The organism is Streptomyces sp. NBC_00154 (genome assembly GCF_026342835.1).
Classification (GTDB): Bacteria; Actinomycetota; Actinomycetes; order Streptomycetales; family Streptomycetaceae; genus Streptomyces.
On sequence record NZ_JAPEMI010000001.1, the window covers coordinates 4752405 to 4775474 of the forward strand.

The following is a 23070-nucleotide window of genomic DNA, read 5'->3' on the forward strand; positions in this document are numbered from 1 at the left end:
TGCCGGGCGGATACCCCGCCACTTCTTGGACCGGACCGCTCGCGCCTAGTCGCGCGGGGCAGGACCGATCGAGCCTCGTGGAAGGAATTCGGCGGGCGGCAGCTCCACATCGGGGGCGCTGCCGTCGGCGATCACCGCGTCGAGTGCACGGGCGGCCGCCGCTCCCCAGCCCTGCGCGTCCGCGCGGGCGGAGGTCAGGGGCGGGTGGGTGTACTGGGCGAGGATGGTGTCGTCGTAACCGACGATGGACAGCCGGTCGGGGACCGGGACTCCGAGCTCCTGGGCCACAGCCAGGCCGGCGGTGGCCGACAGGTCGTTGCCGTAGACGATCGCGGTGGGCGGTTCGTCGAGCGCCAGCAGCTCGCGGGTGGCCGCGGCGCCGCCCTCGGCGGTGAATCCGCCGGGGCGCAACGGCCCTTCGGGCAGACCGAGTTCGCGGAGGGTGTCCGCCCAGGCGGCCCGGCGCCGCTGTGCGTGCCGGTACTCCTGGGGGCCCTCCACATGGGCGATCCTGCGGTGGCCCAGTTCGGCCAGGCGCCGGATCGCGCTGACGAACGCCGGCCGGTCGTCGAGCTCGACCGCGCACAGCCCGTCCGCCCAGCCGCGGCGGCCCACGGCGACGGCGGGCAGGCCGAGTGCGGCCAGCAGGGCCGGGCGCGGATCGTCCTGGCGGACGTCGGTCAGCAGGACGCCGTCGACGCGACGGCCGGCCGCGAGCCGCTCGTACACGCTGCGTTCCTTGTCGGCCGGCGTGACATGCAGGACCAGGCCGTCGCCGCGCCCGGCGAGGACGGACTCCACGCCGGCGATGAAGGCCGGGAAGAAGGGGTCCGCGCCGATGAGTCCCGGCTCGCGGGTCACCACCAGTCCGACGGCACCCGCTTTGCCGAGCGACAGCGCCCGCGCCGGACGGCTCGGCGTCCAGCCGAGCTCCTCGGCGGCGGCCAGGATGCGCGCCTTGGTCTCCTTGGCCAGACCGGGGCGGTTGTTGAGCGCGAAGGACACGGAACTACGGGAGACGCCTGCACGACGCGCGACATCAGCGATGGTGGGCCGCTGCCCCATGACGCCTCCTCGAGGGAATCCGACCGGCAGCGGGTGAGCCCGCTCTAAACCGGTTTAAGTGATCCAGTGAGCGTTACTAAACCGGTTTGAATTAACGAAGTCAATACGCTACGGATGTGCAAAACCGCACCCGGGACGGGTCGCCTGCAGAGGCTCCGCGCGGTGCGCTACGGGTGCTGAGCGGGCCCGACGGGCGTCGAAAGGGGTCGCCGGTGGGCGCACCCGTCACACTGCGATGTACGTCACGGGGGTGCTGCCCGTCACCACTTCCGCGCGCCCCAGCTTCACCAGTCGGCGGACGTGGGCCTCGGCCTCGGAGACCGCGATGTTCCGGGAGCCGTGCGGGATCTGTTCCCACGGCCGGTTCCACTCCATCCGCTCGGCCAGCTGCCACGGCGTGAGCGGGGTGGCGAGCAGTGCGAGCAGGCCGGTCAGCCGTTCCTCGTGGTGGGCGAGGAGTTCCTGTACGCGCCTGGCCGCGTCCGGGAAGGCGTGCTGGTGGGCGGGCAGCACCTCGGCGACCCCCAGCCGGCCGATGCGCTCCAGCGAGTCGAGATAGTCGCCCAGTGGGTCGGTGGCCGTCGCATCGTCCGGGTCCTCGTACAGCCCGATGTGCGGGCTGATTCCGGGCAGCAGATGGTCGCCGGAGAAGAGCCGGCCATGGCCGGGCAGGTTCGCCGGGTGGTCCTCCTCCAGATGCAGGCATACATGGCCGGGGGTGTGGCCCGGCGTCCAGACCGCCCGGAGCCGGCGGCCCGCCAGGCCGAGCAGCTCGCCGGGGACGATCTCGCGGTCCGGGAGGGCGGCGCGCAGGCCGGGCAGGGTGCGCATCCGGCCGGTGGCGCGGGCGGCGCGCAGTGGGGCGAGGTGGTCCTCGGGGGCGCCGACCGCGGTGAGTTTCGCCGTCAGGTAGGCCAGCCAGGTGCCCGGCTCGGACTCGCGGGTGCGGCGCACGATCGCGGTGTCCGCGGCGTGCATCGCGATCCAGGCCCCGGATGATTCGCGGACCTGGCCGGAGAGGCCGTGGTGGTCGGGGTGGTGGTGGGTGATGACCACGCCATGGATGTCGGTGATGTCGACTCCGATGGCGGTGAGGCCCGCGACCAGGGTGTCCCAGGCCTCCGGGTCGTCCCAGCCGGTGTCGATCAGGACCGGTCCGCGGTCGGTGTCCAGGACGTGCACCAGGGTGTGGCCGAGCGGGTTGTCCGGGATGGGGACCTTGATGGACCACACGCCGCCGCCGTGCTCGGTCACCTGTGTCATGAGGTCCCCATCTCTCGTCCCGGCATGCGGCCGTGCTGCGCCGAACCCACTGTAACGAGAACTCGTTCCAGTAGTAGCCCCGGTCGACTATTCGTCCGAGGTCGATCGCCGTCGGATCCGTGGACTCCTGGAACTGGAACTGGTATCAGTTCTGACACAGAGTCAGGTATGGAGTCAGGTGCGGAGTCGGTACGTGCCGGGTCGCGGGAGGCAGCAGCCATGACCGAGCTTGTCGAACACGGAAAACTGTTCATCGGCGGGGAGTTGGTCGATCCGCTCGGCCAGGGCGTCATCGAGGTGATATCGCCCCACACCGAGCAGGTCATCGGCCGGGTGCCGCACGCCTGTGAGGCGGACGTGGACCGGGCTGTCGCCGCCGCCCGCCGGGCCTTCGACGAAGGGCCCTGGCCGCGGGCGTCCCTCGACGAGCGGATCGCGGTGATCACGCGGATCAAGGACGCGTTCGCCGTGCGGTACGAGGAGATCGCCCGCGTCATCAGCTCCGAGAACGGAACTCCGTACAGCTCCAGTGTGATGGTGCAGGCGCTCGCCGCGATGATGGTGTGGGACGCGGCGATCACCGTCGCCCGTACCTTCCCGTACGAGGAACGGCGCGACGGCGTCCTCGGGCCGCTGTTGGTGCGCCGGGAGCCGGTCGGCGTCGTCGCGGCCGTCGTGCCGTGGAACGTCCCGCAGTTCACCGCCGCCGCCAAGCTCGCGCCCGCGCTGCTGGCCGGCTGCACGGCTGTCCTCAAGGTCTCGCCCGAATCACCCCTGGACGCCTACATCCTGGCCGAGATCGCCGCCGAGGCCGGGCTCCCCGAGGGCGTACTGTCGATCCTTCCGGCGGACCGTGAGGTCAGTGAGTACCTGGTCGGGCATCCGGGCATCGACAAGGTGTCGTTCACCGGCTCCGTCGCGGCCGGCCGCCGGGTCATGGAGGTCGCTTCGCGCAACCTCACCCGGGTCACCCTGGAGCTGGGCGGCAAGTCCGCCGCCGTCATCCTCCCCGACGCCGATCTCGACGCGGCCGTCGCGGGCATCGTTCCGTTCGCCTGGATGATCAACGGCCAGGCGTGTGTCGCCCAGACCCGCATTCTCGTCCCGCACTCCCGCTACGACGAGATCGCCGAGGCGTTCGCCACCGCGGCGGGCGCGCTGAAGGTCGGCGACCCGCTCGATCCCGCCACCGAACTCGGCCCGCTGGTCGCACGGCGTCAGCAGCAGCGTTCCCTCGACTACATCCGGATCGGCCAGGAGGAAGGCGCCAAGATCCTCACGGGCGGCGGCCGCCCGGCCTCCCAGGAGCGCGGCTGGTATGTCGAGCCGACCCTCTTCGGGTCCGTCGACAACTCCATGCGCATCGCCCGCGAGGAGATCTTCGGCCCGGTCATCTGCCTGCTGCCGTACGGCGACGAGGCGGAGGCGGTGAAGATCGCCAACGACTCGGAGTACGGGCTCAGCGGCAGCGTCTGGACCGCCGACACCGAGCTCGGCATCGACATCGCCCGCCGGGTCAGGACCGGCACGTACAGCGTCAACACGTTCAGTCTCGACATGCTCGGCCCGTTCGGCGGCTACAAGAACTCCGGCCTGGGACGGGAGTTCGGCCCCGAGGGGTACGGCGAATACTTCGAGCACAAGATGATCCATCTGCCCGCCGGGTACCAGCCCGTGCAGCCCGGACCGCAGGAGGCGTGATGGGGGACCGCTGGCACGTGGAGGTCGACCGGAGCGTCTGCATCGGCTCCGGGATGTGCGTGAACCACGCTCCGGACGGCTTCCGGCTGGACTCCGCCCGGCAGTCCCACCCGGACGCCCCGGAGACCGACGCCAACGAGCAGGTGCTCGCGGCGGCGGAGGGGTGTCCCGTCGAGGCGATCACGCTGACGCTGCTCGACTCGCGCGAGGTGGTGTTCCCGCCGGAGGACTGAGGACTCTGCCCTGCGGCGGGGAACGTGAGCGCGAGGTGCGGCCCGACGCGGGACCGTCGGGCCGCACCGCCGATGGCCGGGTACTACGCGGTGCAGCCGGTGTCGGCGATCACGAAGTAGCCCGCCGGTGACTCCCGCAGGGTGTGCGTGACGAACACGTTGTACAGCCCCATGTTCTGCTCCGAGCCGTTGGCGTACACATAGCCGCCCGTGGTGTGCGCCCTGCCGGCCGCCACCTGGGCGTAGTTGGTCGCCGTGTAGCAGGCGCCGCCGCCCGTCCCGCCGGTCGTGGTCGCCGTCACCGCCGCCGAGACGGTACCGACCGCGCCCGATCCGTCGACGGCCGCCACCGTGTAGCGGTACGCAGTCCCGGCGGACAGCCCCGCGTCGGTGAACGCCGTCGACGTGGGCCGGCCGACCTCGGTGCCGTTGCGGTAGACGGCGTACGAGGAGGCTCCCGTCACCGTGCTCCAGGACAGCGAGGCGCTGGTGCCCGTGACACCGGTGACCGTCAGACCGGAAGGGGCCGGGAGCGGGTTCTCACCGCCGCCGGGTGCGCCCTGGTCCAGCCCCCAGAAGACGCCGGTGTAGTACGACGAGCAGATCGAGTTCAGGAAGTACGCGGCCGTGGACCCGCACCGATCGGTCCCCGAGCCGGGAGAGACGGGCAGGCCGTGGCCCATGCCGGAGATGGAGTACGTCTCCACCGCGGGCTTCCCGGAGGCGTCGTTGTAGACGCTCCGGGTGGTGTTGCCGGGGAGCGTGTCGGTGCTCGACGGGGTCTGGCCGATGCCCCACACATCGGTCCACTGGTCACGCAGCGCGGTGGCGTTGGCCGGGTACACCGTGTAGTCGGACGTGCCCTGCCAGATGGCGACGCGTGGCCATGGGCCGGTGTAGCCGGGGTAGCCTGCGCGGACCTTGTCGCCCCACTGGGCGGGGGTCAGCTTCTGCGGGCCCGTCTGGCAGCCGGAGGCGGCGGCCTGGCTGGTGGCGCACTGCGCGGGCAGGCCGGACGCCACGGAACCGCCCGCGAACACGTCCGGGTAGGCGGCCAGCAGGTCTGCGGTCATCCCGCCGCCCGCCGACAGGCCGGTGACGTACACCCGCCGCCCGTCGGAGCCGTACTGCTGCTTCGCGTGCTCCACCATCTGCACGATGGAGGCGGCCTCGCCCTTGCCCCGGGTGTCCTCGGCCGGATCGAACCAGCCGAAGCAGGAGAGCGAGTTGTTGGCGGACGTGGTCTGCGGGAAGACCACGGCGAACTTCCACAGGTCGGCGTATTTCGGCCAGCCCGAGTTGGTGTAGTAGTCGTTGGCCGTCTGCGTACAGCCGTGCAGGGCGATCACCAGGGGTGCGCCCGCGGGCAGATCGGCGGGGGCGTACTCGTACATCTGCAGGTTGCCGGGGTTGGTGCCGAAGCCGGTGACCTGCTGCAGGCCGCCGGCGGCAGCGGCGGGCTGGGCGACGCCCACGGTGCTCAGCGTCGCCGCGGCGACGCCGAGGACAGCCGTGGACGCGACGCGCCGTAGCAGGCGTCGCAGGATCGATGGGCGCACGGGGGGCCTCCCTGTTCGGAACGTGCGGGCGTGCGGGCATACGGACTGCTGCCGGAACCTACGAGTCCGCGTCGCCCCGGCCCATGGGGCGGGCTGACATCCCTCGGGCCCCGCTGTGTGCGGCGCCGCCCTTGCGCCGCGAGCACCGGCGGGGAGTGGGCGTTGACATCGAGTGCGCTCGAAGATGCAGACTCCCGGTCAGCAACGCCCTTATCCACAAAGGGCTGTTGGGAGGGAGACAGGAATGCGCTACCGCACGATCGGCACGGACCCGAAGACCCGCCGCGAGGTGAGCGTGCTCAGCCTCGGCGCCATGCTGATGGGCACCCTCACCGACGAGGCGACCTCGTTCGCCGTCCTCGACCGGTACGCCGAGGCCGGCGGGACCTTCATCGACACGTCGAACAACTACGCGTTCTGGGTCGACGGCAGTCAGGGCGGGGAGAGCGAGCAGCTGCTCGGCCGCTGGCGCCGGAGCCGTGGTGTCGGCGACGAGATCGTCATCGCCACCAAACTCGGTGCCCGGCCGAATACCCCCGCCACCGGCTTCACCCGCGACATCGAGGGACTCTCGCCGAAGGTCATCCGGGAGTCCGCGGAGCGGAGCCGGGAACACCTCGGCGTCGAGAGGCTGGACCTGCTGTACGCGCACGTCCAGGACCACGGCGTGCCGATGCGCGACACCGTCGAGGCGTTCGGAGAGCTGGTGACCGAAGGGACCGTCGGACTGCTGGGTGTGAGCAACCACTGGGCGTGGCAGGTGGAGCGGGCCCGGGCCCTTGCCGAGGCCGCCGGACTGCCGGGGTACGAGGTGCTCCAGTACCACCACAGCTATCTGCGGCAGCGCACGGACCTGCCGAGCCTGCGCTCACCGGACGGCCAGGAGGGCGTGGCCGCCGGGGACCTCCTCAGCTACCTGCGGGCCGAACCCGCCCTCGTACCGGTCGCCTACTCGCCACTGCTGGCCGGGTCCTACGTCCGGGCGGACAAGCCGCTCGGCCCGGAGTTCGACCACCCGGGCACACGGGCGCGGCAGGCGGCACTGCGGACGGTGGCCGAGGAGACCGGGGCGACCGTCAACCAGGTGGTCCTGGCCTGGCTCATCGGCGGCGAGGTCCCGGTCGTCCCGCTGGTCGGCGCCTCCTCGTTGGCGCAGCTGGAGGAGAGCCTGGCGGCGGTGGACCTGGAGCTGACCACGGAGCAGCGGGCGGCGCTGGACGCCGCCCACTGACCGCCCGCACCATGTACGCCGCCACCATGGCGACGTACGACGGTGTGTGCACCGACCCCGTGTGACGTGGGCTTCGACCTCCTTACGGTGACGACCATGGAGACTCCCCAGAGCCCGGTCCACGGGCCCGCGCCGCTCACCGTTCCCCCACCCCGCGCCGCCGCTCCGTCGCCGTCGCCCGCAGATCCGTTCCTGGCCGGGCGCACCGCCCTGGTGACCGGAGCGGCGAGCGGCATCGGGCAGGCCTGCGCCGAGGCCCTTGCCGCCGCGGGTGCCCACGTGTACGTGGTGGACAAGGCCGCCGACGCGGCCAAGAGCCTGGCGGAGCGGATCGGCGGGACGGCCTGGGTGGTCGACCTGTCCGTACCCGAGGCGGTGGACACGCTGCCGGACGACGCGGACCTGGTGGTCAACAACGCGGGGCTGCAGCACGTCGCTCCCGTGCACGAGTTTCCGCCGGACCGGTTCGCGCTGATCCACCGCGTCATGGTGGAAGCACCGTTCCGCATCTTGCGCCGCACCCTGCCCGGCATGTACGAACGCGGCTGGGGGCGCGTCGTCAACATCTCCTCCGTCCACGGGCTGCGTGCCAGCCCCTACAAATCGGCGTACGTATCGGCGAAGCACGCACTGGAAGGACTCAGCAAGGTGGTCGCTCTCGAGGCAGCACCGCACGGGGTGACCAGCAACTGCGTCAATCCCGGCTACGTGCGCACCCCGCTCGTCGAGAACCAGATCGCCGACCAGGCCCGTACGCACGGCATCTCGGAGGAGGAAGTGGTGGGCAGGGTGATGCTGGAACGCAGCGCCATCAAGCGCCTCATCGAACCCCGGGAGGTCGCCGAGGCGGTGCTGTGGCTGTGCGGACCGCACACCGGGCACATCACCGGCACCTCGCTCGCGATGGACGGCGGCTGGACCGCTCACTGACACTCTCCAGGTACGCATCGAATCCCCGACGAACGATGGCCGCCCATGTCTGCACCGCCCCACTCCGCCGCGCCCCACCTGCGTCGCCTCCTCGACCTGCTGACCGAGGACGCTCCCGCCGAGGCGCTGGGCGCCGTCTCCTCCGAGGCGCGGGCCGCCGGTGTGCCCGCGGGCGACCTCGCCGAGGTGGAGCGGGCCACCGCCACCGCACTGCGGATCAGGGGCGCCCTGCGCCAGCACCGGCGCCGCGAGCTCCAGCTCACCGCGCTCTTCGACACCGCTGGCGATCTGGCGGCCTCCCGCGATCTGGACGACGTACTGAAGGCGATCGTCCGGCGGGCCAGGATGCTGCTCGGCACGGACACGGCGTATCTCACCCTCCCCGACGAGGAGGCGGGGGACACCTACATGCGGGTGACCGACGGTTCGGTGTCGGTCCTCTTCCAGCGGCTGCGGCTGGAGCTCGGCGAAGGGCTCGGGGGTCTGGTCGCCCAGACCGCGAGTCCGTACGCGACCCCCGACTACCGCACCGACAACCGCTTCCGTCACACCCGCAACATCAACGCCGGGGTCCTGGACGAGGGGCTCGTCGCCATTCTGGGCGTGCCCCTGCTCCTCGGCTCCAGCCGCGGCGGTACGGGGAAAGTCATCGGAGTCCTCTTCGCCGCCGATCGCGCGCCGCGCGTCTTCAGCCCCGACGAGGTCGCTCTGCTCTGCTCGCTCGCCGCACACGCCGCAATCGCGATCGACACCGCCCGCGCCCTCGCCGACACCCGCTCGGCCCTCGACGAACTCGCCGGCGCCAACGCCGAGCTGGCCGAGGCCAACGCTGCGGTACGGGAGCACTCGGCCGCCATGCAGCGGGCCGAGGAAGCGCACGACAGGCTGACCGACCTGGTGCTGCGCGGCGGTGACGTCAAGGACGTCGCGACGGCCGTCGCGGGGCTGCTGGACTCCCCGCTCACCATTCACGACCCGGGCGGGCGCCCGCTGGCGGCCGTCCGGCCCGACGGTGCGGACCTCGCCGCCGACAGCATGGACGCCGGATGGCTGGCCGAGACCGCCGAGGAGTCCCGCACCGGAGCGCGCGCCGTGCACCGCGACGGCCGGTGGATCTGCGCCGTACTCGCCGGGCAGGAACTCCTGGCCCAACTGGTTCTGCACCAGCGCCGACGGCTCGACGACTCCGACCGGCGGCTCTTCGAACGCGCTGCCGTGGTCACCGGCCTCCTTCTCCTGTTGCGGCGCACGGTCGCCGAGACCGAGAACCGGATACGCGGCGAGCTGATCACCGACCTGCTGACCGACGCGGAACGCGACCCGGCCGGTCTCGCCGAGCGCGGCCGCCGCCTCGGCATCGACCTGGACCGCCCGCATCTGCTGCTGGTGGCCGAGGCCGGCGCCCGGGAGAAGCTGTGTGCCGCTGCTCTGCGCTACCTGTTCGGCGGGGACATTCACGGGGTGAGCGCCGAACACGCGGGCACGGTGGTGCTGTTGGTCGCATGCGACGACGAGGATACGGGCGCCGGTGACGCGGCGCGGGCGGCGGCGGCCCAGCTCGGCCAGCTCGTCCAGGCCCCCGTCACCGTCGCCGCCACCGGGCCGGCCCGTGGCCCGCGCGAGCTGGCGGCCGCCCACCGGGAGGCCGCCCGCTGCCTGCGCGCGATGCGGGTGCTGGGGCGTACGGGTGAGGGTGCCTGCGTCGACGAACTCGGCTTCCTCGGCGTGGTGCTGGGCAACGCGCAGGATGTCGACGGTTTCGTCAACGCGACGCTGGGGCCGCTGCTGCGGTACGACGCCCAGCGTGGCACCCATCTGGTGCGCACGCTGAGCGCGTACTTCGGTGCCGGTGGCAGCCTCATTCGTGCCAAGGACGAGCTGCACGTCCACGTCAATACGGTGGTGCAGCGGTTGGAGCGGATCCAGGTGCTGCTGGGGCGGGACTGGAACGAGCCGGACCGGGCGCTGGAGCTTCAGCTGGCGCTGCGGCTGAACCTGTTGGCGGGGGGCCAGGAGCGGTCGTGAACCGGGGCGGCCGGTTACTGCCGTTCCGTCCTCGAGCGCCGGACGGGCTCGAAGGATGTCCTCAAGCGCCGGACGGGCTGGGTTGCGCCCGGGCGGTCCTGAGGGTGTCGTCGAGCGCCGGACGGCCCGGTGTGTTCGCCAGTGCCACCAGTCGTGTGGCGATCTCTCGCGCGCCCGCGCCACCCGTGAGCACCGTGTAGTGGTTGACGTCCGGTACCGCCACCGGCTCCACTCGCGTGTCCCCGAGGCCGGCCGCCGCCAGTCGCTTCTCGTCGTACAGCCCCTGCTCCTCGTCCATCAGGCCGCGAGCCGCCCACAGCAGCGTCGCCGGTACCGGCAACTTCCTTACGGCCGAAAGCACTTCGTCGTCGAAGAGGCCGATCCCGTCCGTGCGCACCGCCTCGATCCGGCAGGTGGAGTGCATCGCCGGTTCCTCGCCCGTCAGGTCGCGCTGGATGTACGCATCGACCTCCGACGACCAGGCGTCCCCGGCGAACGCGGGGTGCGCCTGCCAGAACGCCCGGTAGGCGGCGCGGTCGGCGAAGGTCATCGACAGCCGGTCCATGGCCGGGCCGATCACCGCCGTCATGAGTTCGTCCGGGGACAGATGGGTGGGGGCCGGGAAGCCGACCCCGCCGTCGACGAGCAGCAGCGGACCGAACCGGTCCGGATGCCGTACGGCGGCCAGGGCCGCCACGAACGCGCCCATCGAGTGACCGGTCAGCGCCACCCGGTCCAGGCCGAGCGCCTCGGTCAACGCGGCGATGTCGTCGGCGTGTGCCGCGATCCCGTACGGGCCGGGCAGCCCGGCGCTCGCCGCCCGGCCGCGCAGGTCCGGGGCGATCAGCGTGACCCGGCCGGCCAGCAGCCCGGCCACTGTGCCCCAGGAGAGCGCGTTGGCCGTGATGCCGTGCAGGGCCACGACCACCGGCGCACCGGACTCCCCGGCCGGCCAGCGCAGCGCCGCCAGCTCGCCCCCGGCGACCGGGACACGTATCTCCTCGTACGGGGTCATGAGTGCCGGTTCTCCTTCCGGGCGGCTGCGCCCGCTCTGGTTGCGCCTCTGGGTGCACGGAGTGCGGAGCCCAGCCGGGACGGCAGCCGTGCCAGGCCGCCCGGCAGCAGATGTACCACGGCCACGAAGAGCACACCGAGCAGGAACAGCGGCTGGGAGAGCGGTACCCGCAGCACCGCGGGCAGGTCGGCGACCGCACCCGAGCCGGCGAGATCGCCGAGCCGGTGATCGGCCCAGGTGTACAGGATGCCGCCGACCATCGGCCCCCAGCGGGTACCCGACCCGCCCAGCACCACCATCACCAGCAGCGACAGTGTGAAGTCCGAGGTCGTCGTCTGGGGTGTGGAGCCGCCGGTGAGCAGCAGATGGACGAGTCCGCCGAGCGCTGCAAGCGCACCGGCGAGGACGAAGGCCGTCAGCTTGAACCCGTACGGCCTCAGCCCCAGCACCTCCACCCGGCGCTCGTTCTCCTTGATGCCCTCCCAGACCCGCCCGGTCGGGGAGCGGACCGCCCAGTGGACGACGGCCAGGGTGAGCACCAGATAGCCGAGCGCGACCCAGTACAGGTTGGCCGTGTGCTCGATGCCCACCAGCCCGGACGGCAGCAGCTCGGCGGGTGCGGCCCGGCCCTCCTCGCCGCCCGTGAAGCCACCGGGGTTGCGGGAGACCAGGATCGAGCCTGCCTGGGCGAAGGCCAGCGTCACCATGGAGAAGCCGATCCCGGTGACCCGCAGGCTCACCGACCCCAGCACCAGAGCGAGCGCGATCCCGAAGCAGACGCCGACCAGGGCCGAGACGGCGAACGGCAGACCGGCCTCCAGCATGATCGTGTTGGTGGCGTAGCTGCCCGCGGCGAAGTACAGCGCGTGGCCGAAGGAGAGCAGTCCGGTACGGCCGAGCAGCAGGTCGTAACCGGTGGCCAGGGCGCCGAACAGCAGGCAGGTGGCGAGGAGTTGCAGGCTTCCCGCACTTCCGACCGGGCCGTCGAGCAGGCCCGGCAACGGCAGCGCGCTGTACGGCGCGACGATCAGCACCACCAGCACGGCGGCCGGCCACCAGCGCAGCAGCCGGGCGGTGTCGGCGGCCGGTGCGTCGGACGGCGCCGCCGGTGTTCCGCTCGTGCGGTCGGGTGTCCCGGTCACGGTGCTCACGCGAGCCTCCCGGTCAGTCCGCGCGGCCGTACGAGCAGCAGCGCGGCGAGCAGGACGACGACGGCCAGGTCGCCGAGGCCCGCTGCGGTGTAGTAGTTGGCGAACTGCTGGACCAGGCCGATCACGACGGACGCCGCGGCGGCGCCGGTCACCGAACCCATGCCGCCGGTGACCACCACGACGAACGCGAAGATCAGCAGCGAGGTGCCCTGCCGGGGGTCGACCGAGCCGAAGTACAGCCCGCCGAGCGCCCCGCCGAGCGCGGCGGCCGAGCCGCCGATCGCGAAGACGAGGGTGAACGCCTTCCGTACGTCGATGCCGAGCGCGGTCACCATCGCCCGGTCCTCGACCCCCGCCCGTACGACCAGTCCGTGCCGGGTCCGCCCGAGGAAGAGCCGCAGCGCGACCAGCACCACGGCCGCGGTCGCGACCAGCACCAGGCGGTTGACCGGAACTTCCGCGCCCAGCAGGGAAAAGGTGCCGGACAGTGCCTCGGGCCCGGGGAAGCGCAGGGCGTCCGAGCCCCAGATGCCCGACAGCAGCGCCGGGACGGCGAGCCCCACCCCGACCGTGGCGAGCACCTGCTCGCGCGGCCGGGTGTAGAGCGGGCGGACGACAGCGAGCTCCAGCACCACGGCGGCGACGGTGCCCACTGCCGTACCGAAGAGGACCGCGAGGACGAAGCCCGCGCCGCCGGGGCCCGCGCCCGGCAGGTTCCCGGACGCCGCCCACCAGGTGCCGTACGCGCCGATGGAGAGCAGCGCGCCGTGCGCGAAGTTGAGCACGTCCATCAGGCCGAAGATCAGCGAGAGCCCGGAGGCGATCAGGAAGTAGAGCGCTCCCAGACCGAGTCCGGTCATGGTGAGCAGAACGACGGTGGACATCAGGAATCCGCCTCCACGGAAGGTGCTTCGGTGGCCGGGCCGCGCCCCACGCCCAGCAGCCGGCGTGCCGCCTCCGCGTCGCCCAGCAGCTCACCGGCCGGGCCCTGGTGGGCGGTTCGGCCGTCGGCGAGCACGGTGCAGTGTGCGGCCAGGCGCCGTACGACCGCGAGGTTCTGCTCCACGAGCAGCACCGGCACCGCCTCGGCGGCCCGCTCCAGCACCTCGGCGACCTCGGTGACCACCCTGGGCGCCAGTCCCTTGGTGGGTTCGTCGGCGATGATCAGTCGGTTGCCGTTGAGCAGGGTGCGGCCGATGGCGACCATCTGCTGCTGACCGCCGGAGAGCGTCCCGGCCAACTGCCTCTCGCGGAGCTTCAGTTCGGGGAAGAGTTCATGGACGAGCGGGTACGCCGGCTCGCCCGCCCCGCGCCGCTCGGCCAGCCGCAGGTTCTCCGCCACGGTCAGCCCGGCGAAGACGCCGCGGTCCTCGGGGGCGTAGCCGATGCCCCGCCGGACCAGCGTGTGGGTGGGCAGCGCCACGGTCTCCTCGCCGTCGAGCCGGACGCTGCCGGTGCGCGGAACGAGGCCGAGGATGCCGCGGACGGTCGTGGTCTTCCCGGCGCCGTTCCGGCCGAGGAGCGCGGTCACCCCGTGCCGGGCGACGTCCAGGTCCACCCCGTGCAGGATGTGCCGGCCGCCGATGAGGACCCGCAGGTCCCGTACGGCGAGAAGCGTTCCGGTCGTCACAGCCCCTCCCCGAGGTATGCCTGCTGCACGGTCGGGTCGGCGATCACGGCGTCGGGGGTGTCCAGCGCCAGCAGCCGGCCGTGGTGCATCACGGCGAGCCGGTCGGCCAGCCCCAGCAGGACGTCCATGTGGTGCTCGACCATGAGGACGGTGCGGCCCTCGTCCCGGTGCAGGGTGCGGATCAGTTCGGTGAGCGCAGGGACCTCCTCCGCGCTCACCCCGGCCATCGGCTCGTCGAGCAGCATCAGCCGCGGCTCTCCCACCAGCAGCACCGCCAGCTCCAGCTTCCGTTTCTCGCCGTGCGACAGCTCGGACGCCAGGGCCCCGGCGCGGTGGCCGAGCCCGGTGCGCTCCAGTACGCCGTGTACGTCGTCGGTGTACGGGGAAGCGCGCCGCCACACGCGGTACGAACCGCCCCGGGCGGCCTGCGCGGCCAGCCGGACGTGGTCGGCCACGCTCATCCCCGGCCAGAGGGTGGACGTCTGGAACGTCCGGCCGATCCCGCGCCGGGCCCGGGCGTGCGCGGGCCGGCCGGTCATGTCCGTGCCGTCCAGCGCGATGGTGCCCGACGTGGCCGTGGTCAACCCGCTGATCAGGTTGAACAGTGAGGTCTTGCCCGCCCCGTTGGGGCCGATGAAGGCGAGAAACTCGCCCTCGCGGACGTCCAGCGTGATGTCCTCGACGATGGTCGCCCCGCCGACGCCCCAGCCGAGGCCGGTCAGCCGGAGCACGGGGGCGGTAGTCCGCGCCCCGCTCCCGTGTTCCGTCGTGATGCCCGGTGCGGCCATCGGTCAGCCCGCCGAGGGCTTCGCGGGCGGCGCCACCTTGTCCATCGGCTCGGTGGTCACCAGCTTCGGCTCGGCGGTTGCGCCCTTCCCGGTCAGCTTCGCCACGAACATCGGCTGAATCAGGGCGTGGTCCTCGGCCCGCACCTGCTCCTTGCCCTTCACCCCGTCGAAGGTCCAGCCCTCCAGGGCCTTCGCCATGGCGGCGGGATCGGTGGCGCTGCCCTCCTCCACCGCGTGCACGATCATCTGGGCGGCGGTGAAGCCGTCGGGGGTGAACAGGTCAGGGGTGCCGCCCGCCTTGGTCACCGCGTCCAGCATCGACTTCTCCACGGCGTTGCCGCCGCCCGCACCGGGGAAGTAGTGCGCCAGGAACGAGACCTTGGAACCGGCGGCGCCGAAGATCGGGTACGAGGCCGTGCCGGCCAGCCCGGTGACGACCTTGGACGCGCCCAGCACACCCTGCTGGTCCAGCGCGGTCCACAGCGCGGGGGCGGTGGAACCCGCCCAGGCCACGAAGACCAGATCCGGACCGGCGGCCTTCACCTGCCGGGCGAACGGGGTCAGGTCCGTGGCGCTCGGCGGGGCCAGCACGGAGCCCACCGTCGCGCCCTTGCCGCCGAGGACGGCCTTCACCGCGGCGACGTTGGCCTGGCCGAAGGTGGAGTCCTGGGCCAGCACGGTGACCTTCTTGCCCTCTGCCTCGCCGAGCATCGTCCCGGCGGTGAGGATGTCCTGGTAGGACTGCCGGCCGGAGCGGAACGTGTAGTCGTTGATCCCGGTCACGGCGTCGGTCGCGGCCGGCCCGCTGACGTACAGGACCTTGTTCTGCGCGGCCAGCGGCGCCATCTGCAGGGCGACCCCGGAGTCCGTGGTCCCGGCGAGCACCTTGTAGCCCTTGCCGATCAGGTTCTTCGCGGCGGAGACAGCCTTGCCCGGGTCGCCCGCGTCGTCCTGCTCGGTGACCTCGATACGATGCCCGGCGACCTTGCCGGTGCCGTTCGTCGCGTAGTCCAGGCCTGCCATGAACCCGTCGCGGTACTGCTTCCCGTAGTCCGCGAGCAGCCCGGTCCGGGAGTAGACCAGCCCCACCTTGACGGTCTGGCCCTTCGTGCCCTTGCCGGCCGCGGAGTCCGCCTCACCCGCCTTCCCGGCGGCGGTGCAGCCGACCAGCAGGAGTCCTGCGGCGGCCAGGGTGACGACGGCGGAGAGGGATCTGCGGTGGTGGACGGTGCCTGTGGCTCTGCGACGCATGGTGACCGGCTCCTCGGCGGGATTCCTGTGATGTCGCCGAACCGTATGAACACCGTGGCGCCGTCGACATGGTGCAGGACGCCCCACCTGAGGCATTGTGCATGTGCGGCCCGCACATGGGCCGGGGCCGGGGGTGAAGGGGCAGGGCCCGCAGGTGGGAACCCGTCAACACCCCTTCATCTGCGGGGACATGACGTGGGCCGTGGCCCGTCGGTACGGATCGCTAGGACGCTTCCGGGGGTGTCGTCACGTCGATCAGCCGGCACACCGTCTCGATGTCTATCTTCACCTGGGCGATCGACGCCCGTCCCGACAGCCAGGTGATCAGCGCCGAGTGCCAGGTGTGCTCGATGACCCGGACCGCGGACAGCTGCTCGGGCGTCGGGTGCTCCAGCCCCATCGAGTCCAGGATGATCGCCGTCGTGAGCCGCGAGACGGTGTCCACCTCGGGGCTCACGCTGCGGTCCGCGAAGGTCAGCGCCCGCACCATCGCGTCCGCCAGATGCGGTTCGCGCTGCAGCGCACGGAACGCCCGCATCAGGGTGTCGGCGACCCGCTGCGCCGCGTCGTCCCCGGCCGGGGGTCGTTTGCGCAGCGTCCCGTGCATGTGCTGGAGCTGGTCCTGCATGGTGGCGACCAGCAGATGGATCTTGGACGGGAAGTACCGGTACAGCGTGCCCAGGGCGACCCCGGCGGCCTCCGCCACCTCGCGCATCTGCACCGCCTCGAACCCGCCCCTGCTGGCGAGCTGGGCGCTGGCGTGCAGGATGCGGCGGCGACGGGCCTCCTGCCGTTCCGTCAGGGGCGGCGATGCCGGCTTGGCTTCCGCTGTCATGTGTCCCCATCCATGGCTTCTGTCCGCAACCGGAGGAGGCGCGTGGGCTCCCGGCGGCGCACAGCATGCCAGGGTGCCGGTCGTGGCGCGAATCACCTGATCCGGCCGTTGCGCCGACGCTACCTGCCGGTAGATTCGTAGCTCATTGCACGATCCAGTCTGAAACTTGTTCTAGATTAGCGTGAGCGGTTACGCTCCGGCGAACACGCAGTGAGAAGGGGGCCGAGTGTGACCGCTGAGGCCATAGAGACGGGCCCCCGCACGGGCAGTGACACGTCGGCCGCCACCGCCGACGGGCGACCGTTGCGTATCGCACTCCTCACCTACAAGGGCAACCCCTTCTGCGGCGGCCAGGGTGTGTACGTACGCCACCTCGGCCGCGAGCTCGCCCGCCTCGGTCACAGCGTCGAAGTGATCGGCGCCCAGCCCTATCCCGTACTCGACGAGGGCGTCCCGCTCACCGAGCTGCCGAGCCTGGACCTGTACCGCCAGCCCGACCCGTTCCGCACCCCGAAGCGCGGCGAGTACCGGGACTGGATCGACGCCGCCGAGGTCGCCACCATGTGGACCGGCGGCTTCCCTGAACCGCTCACCTTCAGCCTCCGCGCGCGCCGCCATCTCGCCGCCCGTCGCGGCGAGTTCGACGTCATCCACGACAACCAGACCCTCGGGTACGGACTGTTGGCGGACCTCGGTGCCCCGCTCGTCACCACCATCCACCACCCCATCACCGTCGACCGGCAGCTGGAGCTGGACGCCGCCGACAGCCGTCTCCGCCGCGCCTCCGTGCGCCGCTGGTACGCCTTCACCCGCATGCAGAAGCGGGTCGCGCGCCGGCTGCCGTCGGTGCTCACCGTCTCCGGCTCCTCCAAGCAGGAGATCGTCGACCATCTCGGGGTGCGGCAGGACCGGATCCATGTCGTGCACATCGGCGCCGACACCGACCTGTGGTCGCCCGACCCGTCGGTCGCCGAGGTGCCCGGCCGGATCGTCACCACCTCCAGCGCCGACGTCCCGCTGAAGGGCCTCGTCCACCTCGTCGAGGCGCTCGCCAAACTCCGTACCGAGAACCCGCAGGCGCACCTCGTGGTCGTCGGCAAGCGGGCCGAGGACGGACCCGTCGCGCAGGCCATAGAGCGGTACGGACTCCAGGACGCCGTCCGGTTCGTCAAGGGCATCAGCGACGCCGAACTCGTCGACCTGGTGCGCAGCGCCGAGGTCGCCTGCGTCCCCTCGCTGTACGAAGGGTTCTCGCTGCCCGCCGCCGAGGCCATGGCCACCGGCACCCCGCTCGTCGCGACCACCGGCGGGGCGATCCCCGAGGTCGCGGGTCCGGACGGCGAGACCTGTCTGGCCGTGCAGCCCGCCGACGCCGGGGCCCTGACCACCGCGCTCGCCCGGCTGCTCGGCGACCCGGAGCTGCGGGCCCGGCTCGGCACCGCGGGCCGAGCCCGGGTGCTGGCCCGGTTCACCTGGAAGCAGGCGGCCATCGGCACCGCGGAGCTCTACCGGCAGGCGATCGCCGCCCGCGCCGCCACCACGCAACCCGGCGGCCGAAGGTGATCCCGTAGTCCGTCCCCGCTGTCCCCGCCCCCTGAACCCCCTCGACCGCGAAAGCAGGCACTTGTGCTGACCGTGGACTTCACCCGCTTCCCGCTCGCCGCAGGCGACCGAGTGCTCGACCTGGGCTGCGGCGCCGGACGCCACGCCTTCGAGTGCTACCGGCGCGGCGCCCAGGTCGTGGCACTCGACCGGAACGGCGAGGAGATCCGCGAGGTCGCGAAGTGGTTCGCGGCGATGAAGGAGGCCGGGGAGGCCCCCGCGGGCGCCACCGCCACCGCGATGGAGGGCGACGCGCTCAACCTACCGTTCCCCGACGAGTCCTTCGACGTCGTCATCATCTCCGAGGTGATGGAGCACATCCCCGACGACAAGGGCGTGCTCGCCGAGATGGTCCGGGTCCTCAAGCCGGGCGGCCGGATCGCGATCACCGTGCCGCGGTACGGCCCCGAGAAGGTGTGCTGGACGCTCTCCGACGCGTACCACGAGGTCGAGGGCGGCCACATCCGCATCTACCGGGCCGACGAACTCCTCGGCAAGATCCGCGGTGCCGGCCTCAAGCCGTACGGCACCCACCACGCGCACGCGCTGCACTCCCCGTACTGGTGGCTCAAGTGCGCATTCGGAGTCGACAATGACAAGGCGCTGCCGGTCCGCGCGTACCACAAGCTGCTGGTCTGGGACATCATGAAGAAGCCCGCCGTCACCCGGGTCGCCGAGCAACTGCTCAACCCGGTCGTCGGCAAGAGCTTCGTCGCGTACGCCACCAAGCCACACCTGCCCAAGGCCGCTGCCGCTGCCGCGAATGACCTTTCGAAGGCTGAGGCGTGACCACTCCCGAGCAGACCGAACACCTCGTGCTGCCCGGAGTGCTCACCGCTGAGCAGGCGACGGAGACCGTCGCCGCGCTGCTCGCCGTGCAGCGCGCGGACGGTGCGCTGCCCTGGTTCCGAGGCCACCACCTCGACCCGTGGGACCACACCGAGGCCGCCATGGCCCTCGACGCCGCGGGCGAGCACGCCGCCGCGGAACGCGCGTACGACTGGCTGGCCCGGCACCAGAACAAGGACGGCTCCTGGTACGCCGCCTACCACGACGGCGACCCGGACCGGCCGACCGACCGGAGCCAGGAGTCCAACTTCTGCGCGTACGTGGCCGTCGGCGTCTGGCACCACTACCTCGCCACCGGCGACGACGGGTTCATCGACCGGATGTGGCCGACCGTGTACGCGGCCGTCGAATTCGTGCTGCGGCTCCAGCAGCCCGGCGGCCAGATCGGCTGGAAGCGCGAACCCGACGGCACCCCCGTCGACGAAGCCCTGCTGACCGGCAGCTCCTCCATCCACCAGGCGCTGCGCTGCGCACTCGCCATCGCCGAGCAGCGGGAAGAGCCGCAGCCGGACTGGGAGCTGGCGACCGGCGCGCTCGCGCACGCGATCCGCAGCCACCCCGAACGCTTCCTCGACAAGAGCCGCTACTCGATGGACTGGTACTACCCGGTCCTCGGTGGCGCGCTCACCGGAGCGGCCGCCAAGGAGCGGATAGAGGAAGCCTGGGACCGCTTCGTCGTCCCCGGCCTGGGGGTGCGCTGCGTGCTGCCCAACCCCTGGGTGACGGGCGGCGAAAGCTGTGAACTCGCTCTGGCTCTCTGGGTGATGGGGGAGTCCGACCGGGCGCTGGAGATCCTCCAGTCCATCCAGCATCTGCGCGCCGAGGGCGGCATGTACTGGACGGGGTACGTCTTCGAGGGCAACCGGGCGTTCTGGCCGGAGGAGCTCACGACCTGGACCGCCGGATCGCTGCTGCTCGCCGTTGCCGCCCTGGGGGGCGACGAGGCGACCATCGCGGTCTTCGGCGGCGAACGGCTGCCGACGGGCCTGGAGCCGGACTGCTGCGCCCTCTAGGGGCCCAACGGCCGAGCGTGGAGCTTACGGACGGCGGATTCGGCCCGCCACCGCATGTCCGATGAAGAGATAGACGATGGCGGCGAGGCCGTATCCGGAGACCACCCGCGCCCAGGCCTCGTCGAACGTGAACAGGTCGTACGACCAGCCGGCCAGCCAGCGGGCGGCGTTCTTGACGAAGGCCACGAGGTCGTTGCCCCGGTTCGCGTCCAGCAGGTACATCAGGATCCACAAGCCGATGATGAAGGCCATGACATCGGCCACCACGGCTATGACACGTGCGGCGGTGCTGCTTCTCGTGCCTATTCCAGGAGACATGGATATCGAGTTGCCGTTTTCCGCGGCCCGAAACCCGGTCGGCACCTCTTGAGTGGCGCGGCCCCCGGACCCGGGTGAGCCTGGCAGGGCGTGCCGCACTGCGGTACCCGCCGGAGAACTCACCGTTGATGTGCCCCGTCAGGGAGGCTCGCTGTGCCCAGTTCCGTACCGCTCCGCCGTCTGTTCGTGGCGTTGCTGTTGTCCTGCACCGTAATGGTGAGCGCCACGGCGTGCGGCAACGACTCCGGCACCGGCGCGAGCGCCTCCGCGTCACCGAGCGGTACGGCGTCGGCGGAGAGGCAGAAGCTCGCCAAGACGCGGTTCGTCGCCAACGCCGGGCTCGCCGCGGGCGCGACGTACCAGTGGATCGTCAAGCCGTACCGTGCGGGCAAGTTCAAGAAGGGCGCGGACGGACGGACGTTCGCACTGGTCAAGGCCGGGCTCGCGGGCGGCTTCGCCTACAACCGGCTCAAGGCGGCAGCGGAGAACGCCAAGGGCGACCCGCTGCTGTCGAAGGCGGTCGCACCGCTGACGGCAGGCATCGAGTCGCTCAAGGGACTCGGCACCAAGCTGCGCAACGGCCAGGCGGGCGCGGGGGACGTCGGCGCCTTCGAAGACGTCATCACCAACATCAAGGACGCCGGCAAGAGTGCGGGCGCCGAGGTGAAGGACCAGGTGCCGTCCACCTCCCAGCTCGGCGGATAACCGCATGGGGGAGGCGTCACACGAGCAATAGGGTGCCGTCATGACGCTTCTGGCACACGACCACTACTGCGAAGAGATCCTCCGTCAGACCGACGGACTGAGAGCCGTGATCGACGGCGCGGACCTCGACGCGAAGGTTCCGACCTGCCCCGAGTGGACGCTGCGCGACCTCGCCGTCCACGTCGGCGGTGCCCACCGCTGGGTCAACGAGATCGTCCGTACCCGGGCGGCCGAGGCGGTCCCGGACGAGCGCGTGCCGCAGTTCACTCCGGACGGTGACGACCCCGCGGCGCTCGACGCGTGGCTGGCCGACGGGGCCGCGAAGACCGTCGCCGCCCTGCGCGAGGCCGGTGCCGGGCAGCCGGTCTGGGCCTGGGCATGGGACCGGAGCGCCGGGTTCTGGGCGCGGCGCATGGCCCACGAGACGGTCGTCCACCGTGCGGATGCGGCCGTCACGGTGAACGCCGACTACGAAGTGGTGCCCGAGCTGGCGGCCGACACGATCGACGAATGGCTGGAGATCGTCGCCTTCGCGCAGTCCGAGGGGGACAGAGAGGCCGTGGAGCTCCGAGGGGCCGGAAGGTCCCTTCATCTGCATGCCACGGACACGCCCGGGGCGGAGTGGCTGATCGAGTTCGGCGACGACGGATTCACCTGGCGGCGGGCGCACGAGAAGGCGACGGTCGCGGTGCGCGGGCCGCTGACCGATCTGATGCTGGTGTTCAACCGGCGCCAGGGCGTGGACAGCGGGCGCGTCGAGGTGCTGGGGGATCGGGAGCTGCTGGACTTCTGGCTGGAGCGGGCGAGGTTCGCATGATGCCGGCACTCAGGCGTTGTTGAGATCTGCCAGTACGCGCAGCGTGTGGGGGTCCGGTGCCGTGACCAGCAGGTCGGTCACCGGGCCCTTGCGCCACAACTCCAGCCGTTCCGCGATCCGTTCACGCGGTCCGACGAGCGAGATCTCGTCGGCGAACGCGTCCGGCACGGCCAGTACCGCCTCCTCCTTGCGGCCCTCCAGGAACAGCCGCTGGATCCGCCGCGCCTCCTCCTCGAAGCCCATCCGGGCCATCAGGTCGGCATGGAAGTTGCGGGCGGCATGCCCCATCCCCCCGATGTAGAAGCCGAGCATCGCCTTCACCGGCAGCAGCCCCTCCGCGACATCGTCACAGACGTGCGCGCGGGCCATCGGCGCGATCATGAAGCCGTCGGGGAGACCGGCCAGCGAAGCCTCGTACACATCGGTGCGCAGCGGCGACCAGTACAGCGGCAGCCAGCCGTCCGCGATCCGCGTCGTCTGTGCGATGTTCTTCGGCCCCTCCGCGCCCAGCAGCACGGGCAGTTCGGCTCGCAGCGGGTGGGTGATCGGCTTCAGTGGTTTGCCGAGGCCAGTCGCGCCCGGACCGGTGTACGGATGCGAGTGGAAGCGCCCGGCCAGCTCAACAGGGGCCTCACGCCTGAGCACTTGACGGATGACCTCGACGTACTCGCGGGTGGCGGTCAGCGGACTCTTCGGGAACGGGCGCCCGTACCAGCCCTCCACCACCTGCGGCCCGGAGAGCCCGAGCCCGAGCATCATCCGGCCGCCGGAGAGATGGTCGAGGGTCAGCGCGTGCATGGCGGTCGCGGTCGGGGTGCGCGCCGCCATCTGCGCGATGCCGGTGCCCAGCCGGATACGGGAGGTGTGGGCGGCGATCCAGGTCAGTGGAGTGAAGGCGTCGGAGCCCCAGGCCTCCGCCGTCCACACCGAGCCGTAGCCCAGCCGCTCCGCCTCGCGGGCGAGCTCCAGATGGGCGGGGTTCGGGCCGCGGCCCCAGTAGCCGAGAGCGAGTCCGAGCCGCATAACGTTCCCTCCGACCATGGGTGACGAGGCGTCAGATCAATCCGCACGGACGGAGGGTACGACAGC

The 23070-nt window shown here is 71.7% G+C and carries 22 protein-coding genes; 10 read left to right on the top strand and 12 right to left on the bottom strand.

All coding sequences use genetic code 11. The features are described 5' to 3' along the window. Nucleotides 1-45: 45 nt before the first annotated feature. Complete coding sequence (locus OHA03_RS21315; RefSeq protein ID WP_267005392.1) at nucleotides 46-1065, bottom strand: LacI family DNA-binding transcriptional regulator; 1020 nt, start codon at nucleotides 1063-1065, stop codon at nucleotides 46-48. 225 nt (nucleotides 1066-1290) lie between these two features. After that, on the bottom strand, nucleotides 1291-2328 hold the full coding sequence (locus OHA03_RS21320) for an MBL fold metallo-hydrolase (RefSeq protein WP_267005393.1): 1038 nt from the start codon (nucleotides 2326-2328) through the stop codon (nucleotides 1291-1293). Nucleotides 2329-2547: 219 nt separating this feature from the next. Here OHA03_RS21320 and OHA03_RS21325 point away from each other — a divergent pair, with 219 nt between their 5' ends. Together OHA03_RS21325 and OHA03_RS21330 are read left to right on the top strand one after the other, a co-directional pair. Continuing rightward, complete coding sequence (locus OHA03_RS21325; protein WP_267005394.1) at nucleotides 2548-4029, top strand: aldehyde dehydrogenase; 1482 nt, start codon at nucleotides 2548-2550, stop codon at nucleotides 4027-4029. Continuing rightward, a complete protein-coding gene (locus OHA03_RS21330) occupies nucleotides 4029-4262 on the top strand; it encodes a ferredoxin (RefSeq protein WP_267005395.1) in 234 nt (77 codons plus the stop codon). The genes OHA03_RS21325 and OHA03_RS21330 overlap by 1 nt, the downstream gene beginning before the upstream one ends. Before the next feature lie 83 nt (nucleotides 4263-4345). On the opposite strand, the gene OHA03_RS21335 is transcribed toward OHA03_RS21330, so the two are convergent. Next, nucleotides 4346-5821, bottom strand: coding sequence for a PHB depolymerase family esterase (locus OHA03_RS21335; RefSeq protein WP_267005396.1), 1476 nt, complete (start codon nucleotides 5819-5821; stop codon nucleotides 4346-4348). A gap of 244 nt (nucleotides 5822-6065) precedes the next feature. On the opposite strand from OHA03_RS21335, the gene OHA03_RS21340 reads away from it, so the two are divergent. From OHA03_RS21340 to OHA03_RS21350, 3 genes are all read left to right on the top strand, one after another. Continuing rightward, nucleotides 6066-7052 carry an aldo/keto reductase gene (locus tag OHA03_RS21340; RefSeq protein ID WP_267005397.1) on the top strand — a complete coding sequence of 329 codons (987 nt, stop codon included), beginning with the start codon at nucleotides 6066-6068 and terminating at the stop codon, nucleotides 7050-7052. Between the two features lie 96 nt (nucleotides 7053-7148). Continuing rightward, on the top strand, nucleotides 7149-7982 hold the full coding sequence (locus tag OHA03_RS21345; protein WP_267005398.1) for a 3-hydroxybutyrate dehydrogenase: 834 nt from the start codon (nucleotides 7149-7151) through the stop codon (nucleotides 7980-7982). A gap of 45 nt (nucleotides 7983-8027) precedes the next feature. Continuing rightward, on the top strand, nucleotides 8028-10007 hold the full coding sequence (locus tag OHA03_RS21350; protein WP_267005399.1) for a GAF domain-containing protein: 1980 nt from the start codon (nucleotides 8028-8030) through the stop codon (nucleotides 10005-10007). Nucleotides 10008-10068: 61 nt separating this feature from the next. Here OHA03_RS21350 and OHA03_RS21355 read toward each other — a convergent pair whose 3' ends face one another. The 7 genes from OHA03_RS21355 to OHA03_RS21385 form a co-directional block, all read right to left on the bottom strand. Then, a complete protein-coding gene (locus OHA03_RS21355) occupies nucleotides 10069-11022 on the bottom strand; it encodes an alpha/beta fold hydrolase (protein WP_267005400.1) in 954 nt (317 codons plus the stop codon). Beyond that, nucleotides 11019-12173 carry a branched-chain amino acid ABC transporter permease gene (locus tag OHA03_RS21360; protein WP_267005401.1) on the bottom strand — a complete coding sequence of 385 codons (1155 nt, stop codon included), beginning with the start codon at nucleotides 12171-12173 and terminating at the stop codon, nucleotides 11019-11021. The genes OHA03_RS21355 and OHA03_RS21360 overlap by 4 nt, the downstream gene beginning before the upstream one ends. Next, entirely contained in the window at nucleotides 12170-13057 is an 888-nt protein-coding gene (locus OHA03_RS21365) for a branched-chain amino acid ABC transporter permease (RefSeq protein WP_267005402.1), read from the bottom strand. Before OHA03_RS21365 ends, OHA03_RS21360 begins: the two co-directional genes overlap by 4 nt. Next, a complete protein-coding gene (locus OHA03_RS21370; RefSeq protein WP_267005403.1) occupies nucleotides 13057-13803 on the bottom strand; it encodes an ABC transporter ATP-binding protein in 747 nt (248 codons plus the stop codon). Before OHA03_RS21370 ends, OHA03_RS21365 begins: the two co-directional genes overlap by 1 nt. Beyond that, complete coding sequence (locus OHA03_RS21375) at nucleotides 13800-14591, bottom strand: ABC transporter ATP-binding protein (protein ID WP_267005404.1); 792 nt, start codon at nucleotides 14589-14591, stop codon at nucleotides 13800-13802. The genes OHA03_RS21370 and OHA03_RS21375 overlap by 4 nt, the downstream gene beginning before the upstream one ends. Nucleotides 14592-14594: 3 nt before the next feature. Beyond that, nucleotides 14595-15842 carry a substrate-binding domain-containing protein gene (locus OHA03_RS21380; protein WP_267005405.1) on the bottom strand — a complete coding sequence of 416 codons (1248 nt, stop codon included), beginning with the start codon at nucleotides 15840-15842 and terminating at the stop codon, nucleotides 14595-14597. A gap of 223 nt (nucleotides 15843-16065) precedes the next feature. After that, nucleotides 16066-16677: a TetR family transcriptional regulator gene (locus OHA03_RS21385; protein WP_267005406.1), complete on the bottom strand. Its 612-nt coding sequence runs from the start codon at nucleotides 16675-16677 to the stop codon at nucleotides 16066-16068. 228 nt (nucleotides 16678-16905) lie between these two features. Here OHA03_RS21385 and OHA03_RS21390 point away from each other — a divergent pair, with 228 nt between their 5' ends. From OHA03_RS21390 to OHA03_RS21400, 3 genes are all read left to right on the top strand, one after another. Beyond that, complete coding sequence (locus tag OHA03_RS21390; RefSeq protein WP_267005407.1) at nucleotides 16906-18240, top strand: glycosyltransferase family 4 protein; 1335 nt, start codon at nucleotides 16906-16908, stop codon at nucleotides 18238-18240. Nucleotides 18241-18303: 63 nt separating this feature from the next. Further along, nucleotides 18304-19068 (top strand): class I SAM-dependent methyltransferase, encoded by a 765-nt coding sequence (locus tag OHA03_RS21395; RefSeq protein WP_267005408.1) that lies wholly within the window; start codon nucleotides 18304-18306, stop codon nucleotides 19066-19068. After that, complete coding sequence (locus OHA03_RS21400) at nucleotides 19065-20141, top strand: prenyltransferase (protein ID WP_267005409.1); 1077 nt, start codon at nucleotides 19065-19067, stop codon at nucleotides 20139-20141. Before OHA03_RS21395 ends, OHA03_RS21400 begins: the two co-directional genes overlap by 4 nt. Nucleotides 20142-20165: 24 nt before the next feature. On the opposite strand, the gene OHA03_RS21405 is transcribed toward OHA03_RS21400, so the two are convergent. Next, complete coding sequence (locus OHA03_RS21405; RefSeq protein ID WP_030970483.1) at nucleotides 20166-20459, bottom strand: hypothetical protein; 294 nt, start codon at nucleotides 20457-20459, stop codon at nucleotides 20166-20168. Between the two features lie 153 nt (nucleotides 20460-20612). Here OHA03_RS21405 and OHA03_RS21410 point away from each other — a divergent pair, with 153 nt between their 5' ends. Together OHA03_RS21410 and OHA03_RS21415 are read left to right on the top strand one after the other, a co-directional pair. Further along, a complete protein-coding gene (locus OHA03_RS21410; RefSeq protein WP_267005410.1) occupies nucleotides 20613-21164 on the top strand; it encodes a hypothetical protein in 552 nt (183 codons plus the stop codon). A 40-nt stretch (nucleotides 21165-21204) separates the two neighbouring features. Then, on the top strand, nucleotides 21205-21981 hold the full coding sequence (locus OHA03_RS21415; RefSeq protein WP_267005411.1) for a maleylpyruvate isomerase family mycothiol-dependent enzyme: 777 nt from the start codon (nucleotides 21205-21207) through the stop codon (nucleotides 21979-21981). A 9-nt stretch (nucleotides 21982-21990) separates the two neighbouring features. Here the strand turns inward: OHA03_RS21415 and OHA03_RS21420 are convergent, their stop codons facing one another. Next, nucleotides 21991-23004, bottom strand: a complete 1014-nt coding sequence (locus OHA03_RS21420) for an LLM class F420-dependent oxidoreductase (RefSeq protein WP_267005412.1) — start codon at nucleotides 23002-23004, stop codon at nucleotides 21991-21993. Nucleotides 23005-23070: the final 66 nt, after the last annotated feature.

What these genes read in the sequence shown, in the direction of transcription:
- OHA03_RS21315 (WP_267005392.1), bottom strand. Translation starts at nt 1,065, where the DNA reads ATGGGGCAGCGGCCCACCATCGCTGATGTCGCGCGTCGTGCAGGCGTC.
- OHA03_RS21320 (WP_267005393.1), bottom strand. Translation starts at nt 2,328, where the DNA reads ATGACACAGGTGACCGAGCACGGCGGCGGCGTGTGGTCCATCAAGGTC.
- OHA03_RS21325 (WP_267005394.1), top strand. Translation starts at nt 2,548, where the DNA reads ATGACCGAGCTTGTCGAACACGGAAAACTGTTCATCGGCGGGGAGTTG.
- OHA03_RS21330 (WP_267005395.1), top strand. Translation starts at nt 4,029, where the DNA reads ATGGGGGACCGCTGGCACGTGGAGGTCGACCGGAGCGTCTGCATCGGC.
- OHA03_RS21340 (WP_267005397.1), top strand. Translation starts at nt 6,066, where the DNA reads ATGCGCTACCGCACGATCGGCACGGACCCGAAGACCCGCCGCGAGGTG.
- OHA03_RS21345 (WP_267005398.1), top strand. Translation starts at nt 7,149, where the DNA reads ATGGAGACTCCCCAGAGCCCGGTCCACGGGCCCGCGCCGCTCACCGTT.
- OHA03_RS21350 (WP_267005399.1), top strand. Translation starts at nt 8,028, where the DNA reads ATGTCTGCACCGCCCCACTCCGCCGCGCCCCACCTGCGTCGCCTCCTC.
- OHA03_RS21355 (WP_267005400.1), bottom strand. Translation starts at nt 11,022, where the DNA reads ATGACCCCGTACGAGGAGATACGTGTCCCGGTCGCCGGGGGCGAGCTG.
- OHA03_RS21365 (WP_267005402.1), bottom strand. Translation starts at nt 13,057, where the DNA reads ATGTCCACCGTCGTTCTGCTCACCATGACCGGACTCGGTCTGGGAGCG.
- OHA03_RS21375 (WP_267005404.1), bottom strand. Translation starts at nt 14,591, where the DNA reads ATGGCCGCACCGGGCATCACGACGGAACACGGGAGCGGGGCGCGGACT.
- OHA03_RS21380 (WP_267005405.1), bottom strand. Translation starts at nt 15,842, where the DNA reads ATGCGTCGCAGAGCCACAGGCACCGTCCACCACCGCAGATCCCTCTCC.
- OHA03_RS21385 (WP_267005406.1), bottom strand. Translation starts at nt 16,677, where the DNA reads ATGACAGCGGAAGCCAAGCCGGCATCGCCGCCCCTGACGGAACGGCAG.
- OHA03_RS21405 (WP_030970483.1), bottom strand. Translation starts at nt 20,459, where the DNA reads ATGTCTCCTGGAATAGGCACGAGAAGCAGCACCGCCGCACGTGTCATA.
- OHA03_RS21415 (WP_267005411.1), top strand. Translation starts at nt 21,205, where the DNA reads ATGACGCTTCTGGCACACGACCACTACTGCGAAGAGATCCTCCGTCAG.
- OHA03_RS21420 (WP_267005412.1), bottom strand. Translation starts at nt 23,004, where the DNA reads ATGCGGCTCGGACTCGCTCTCGGCTACTGGGGCCGCGGCCCGAACCCC.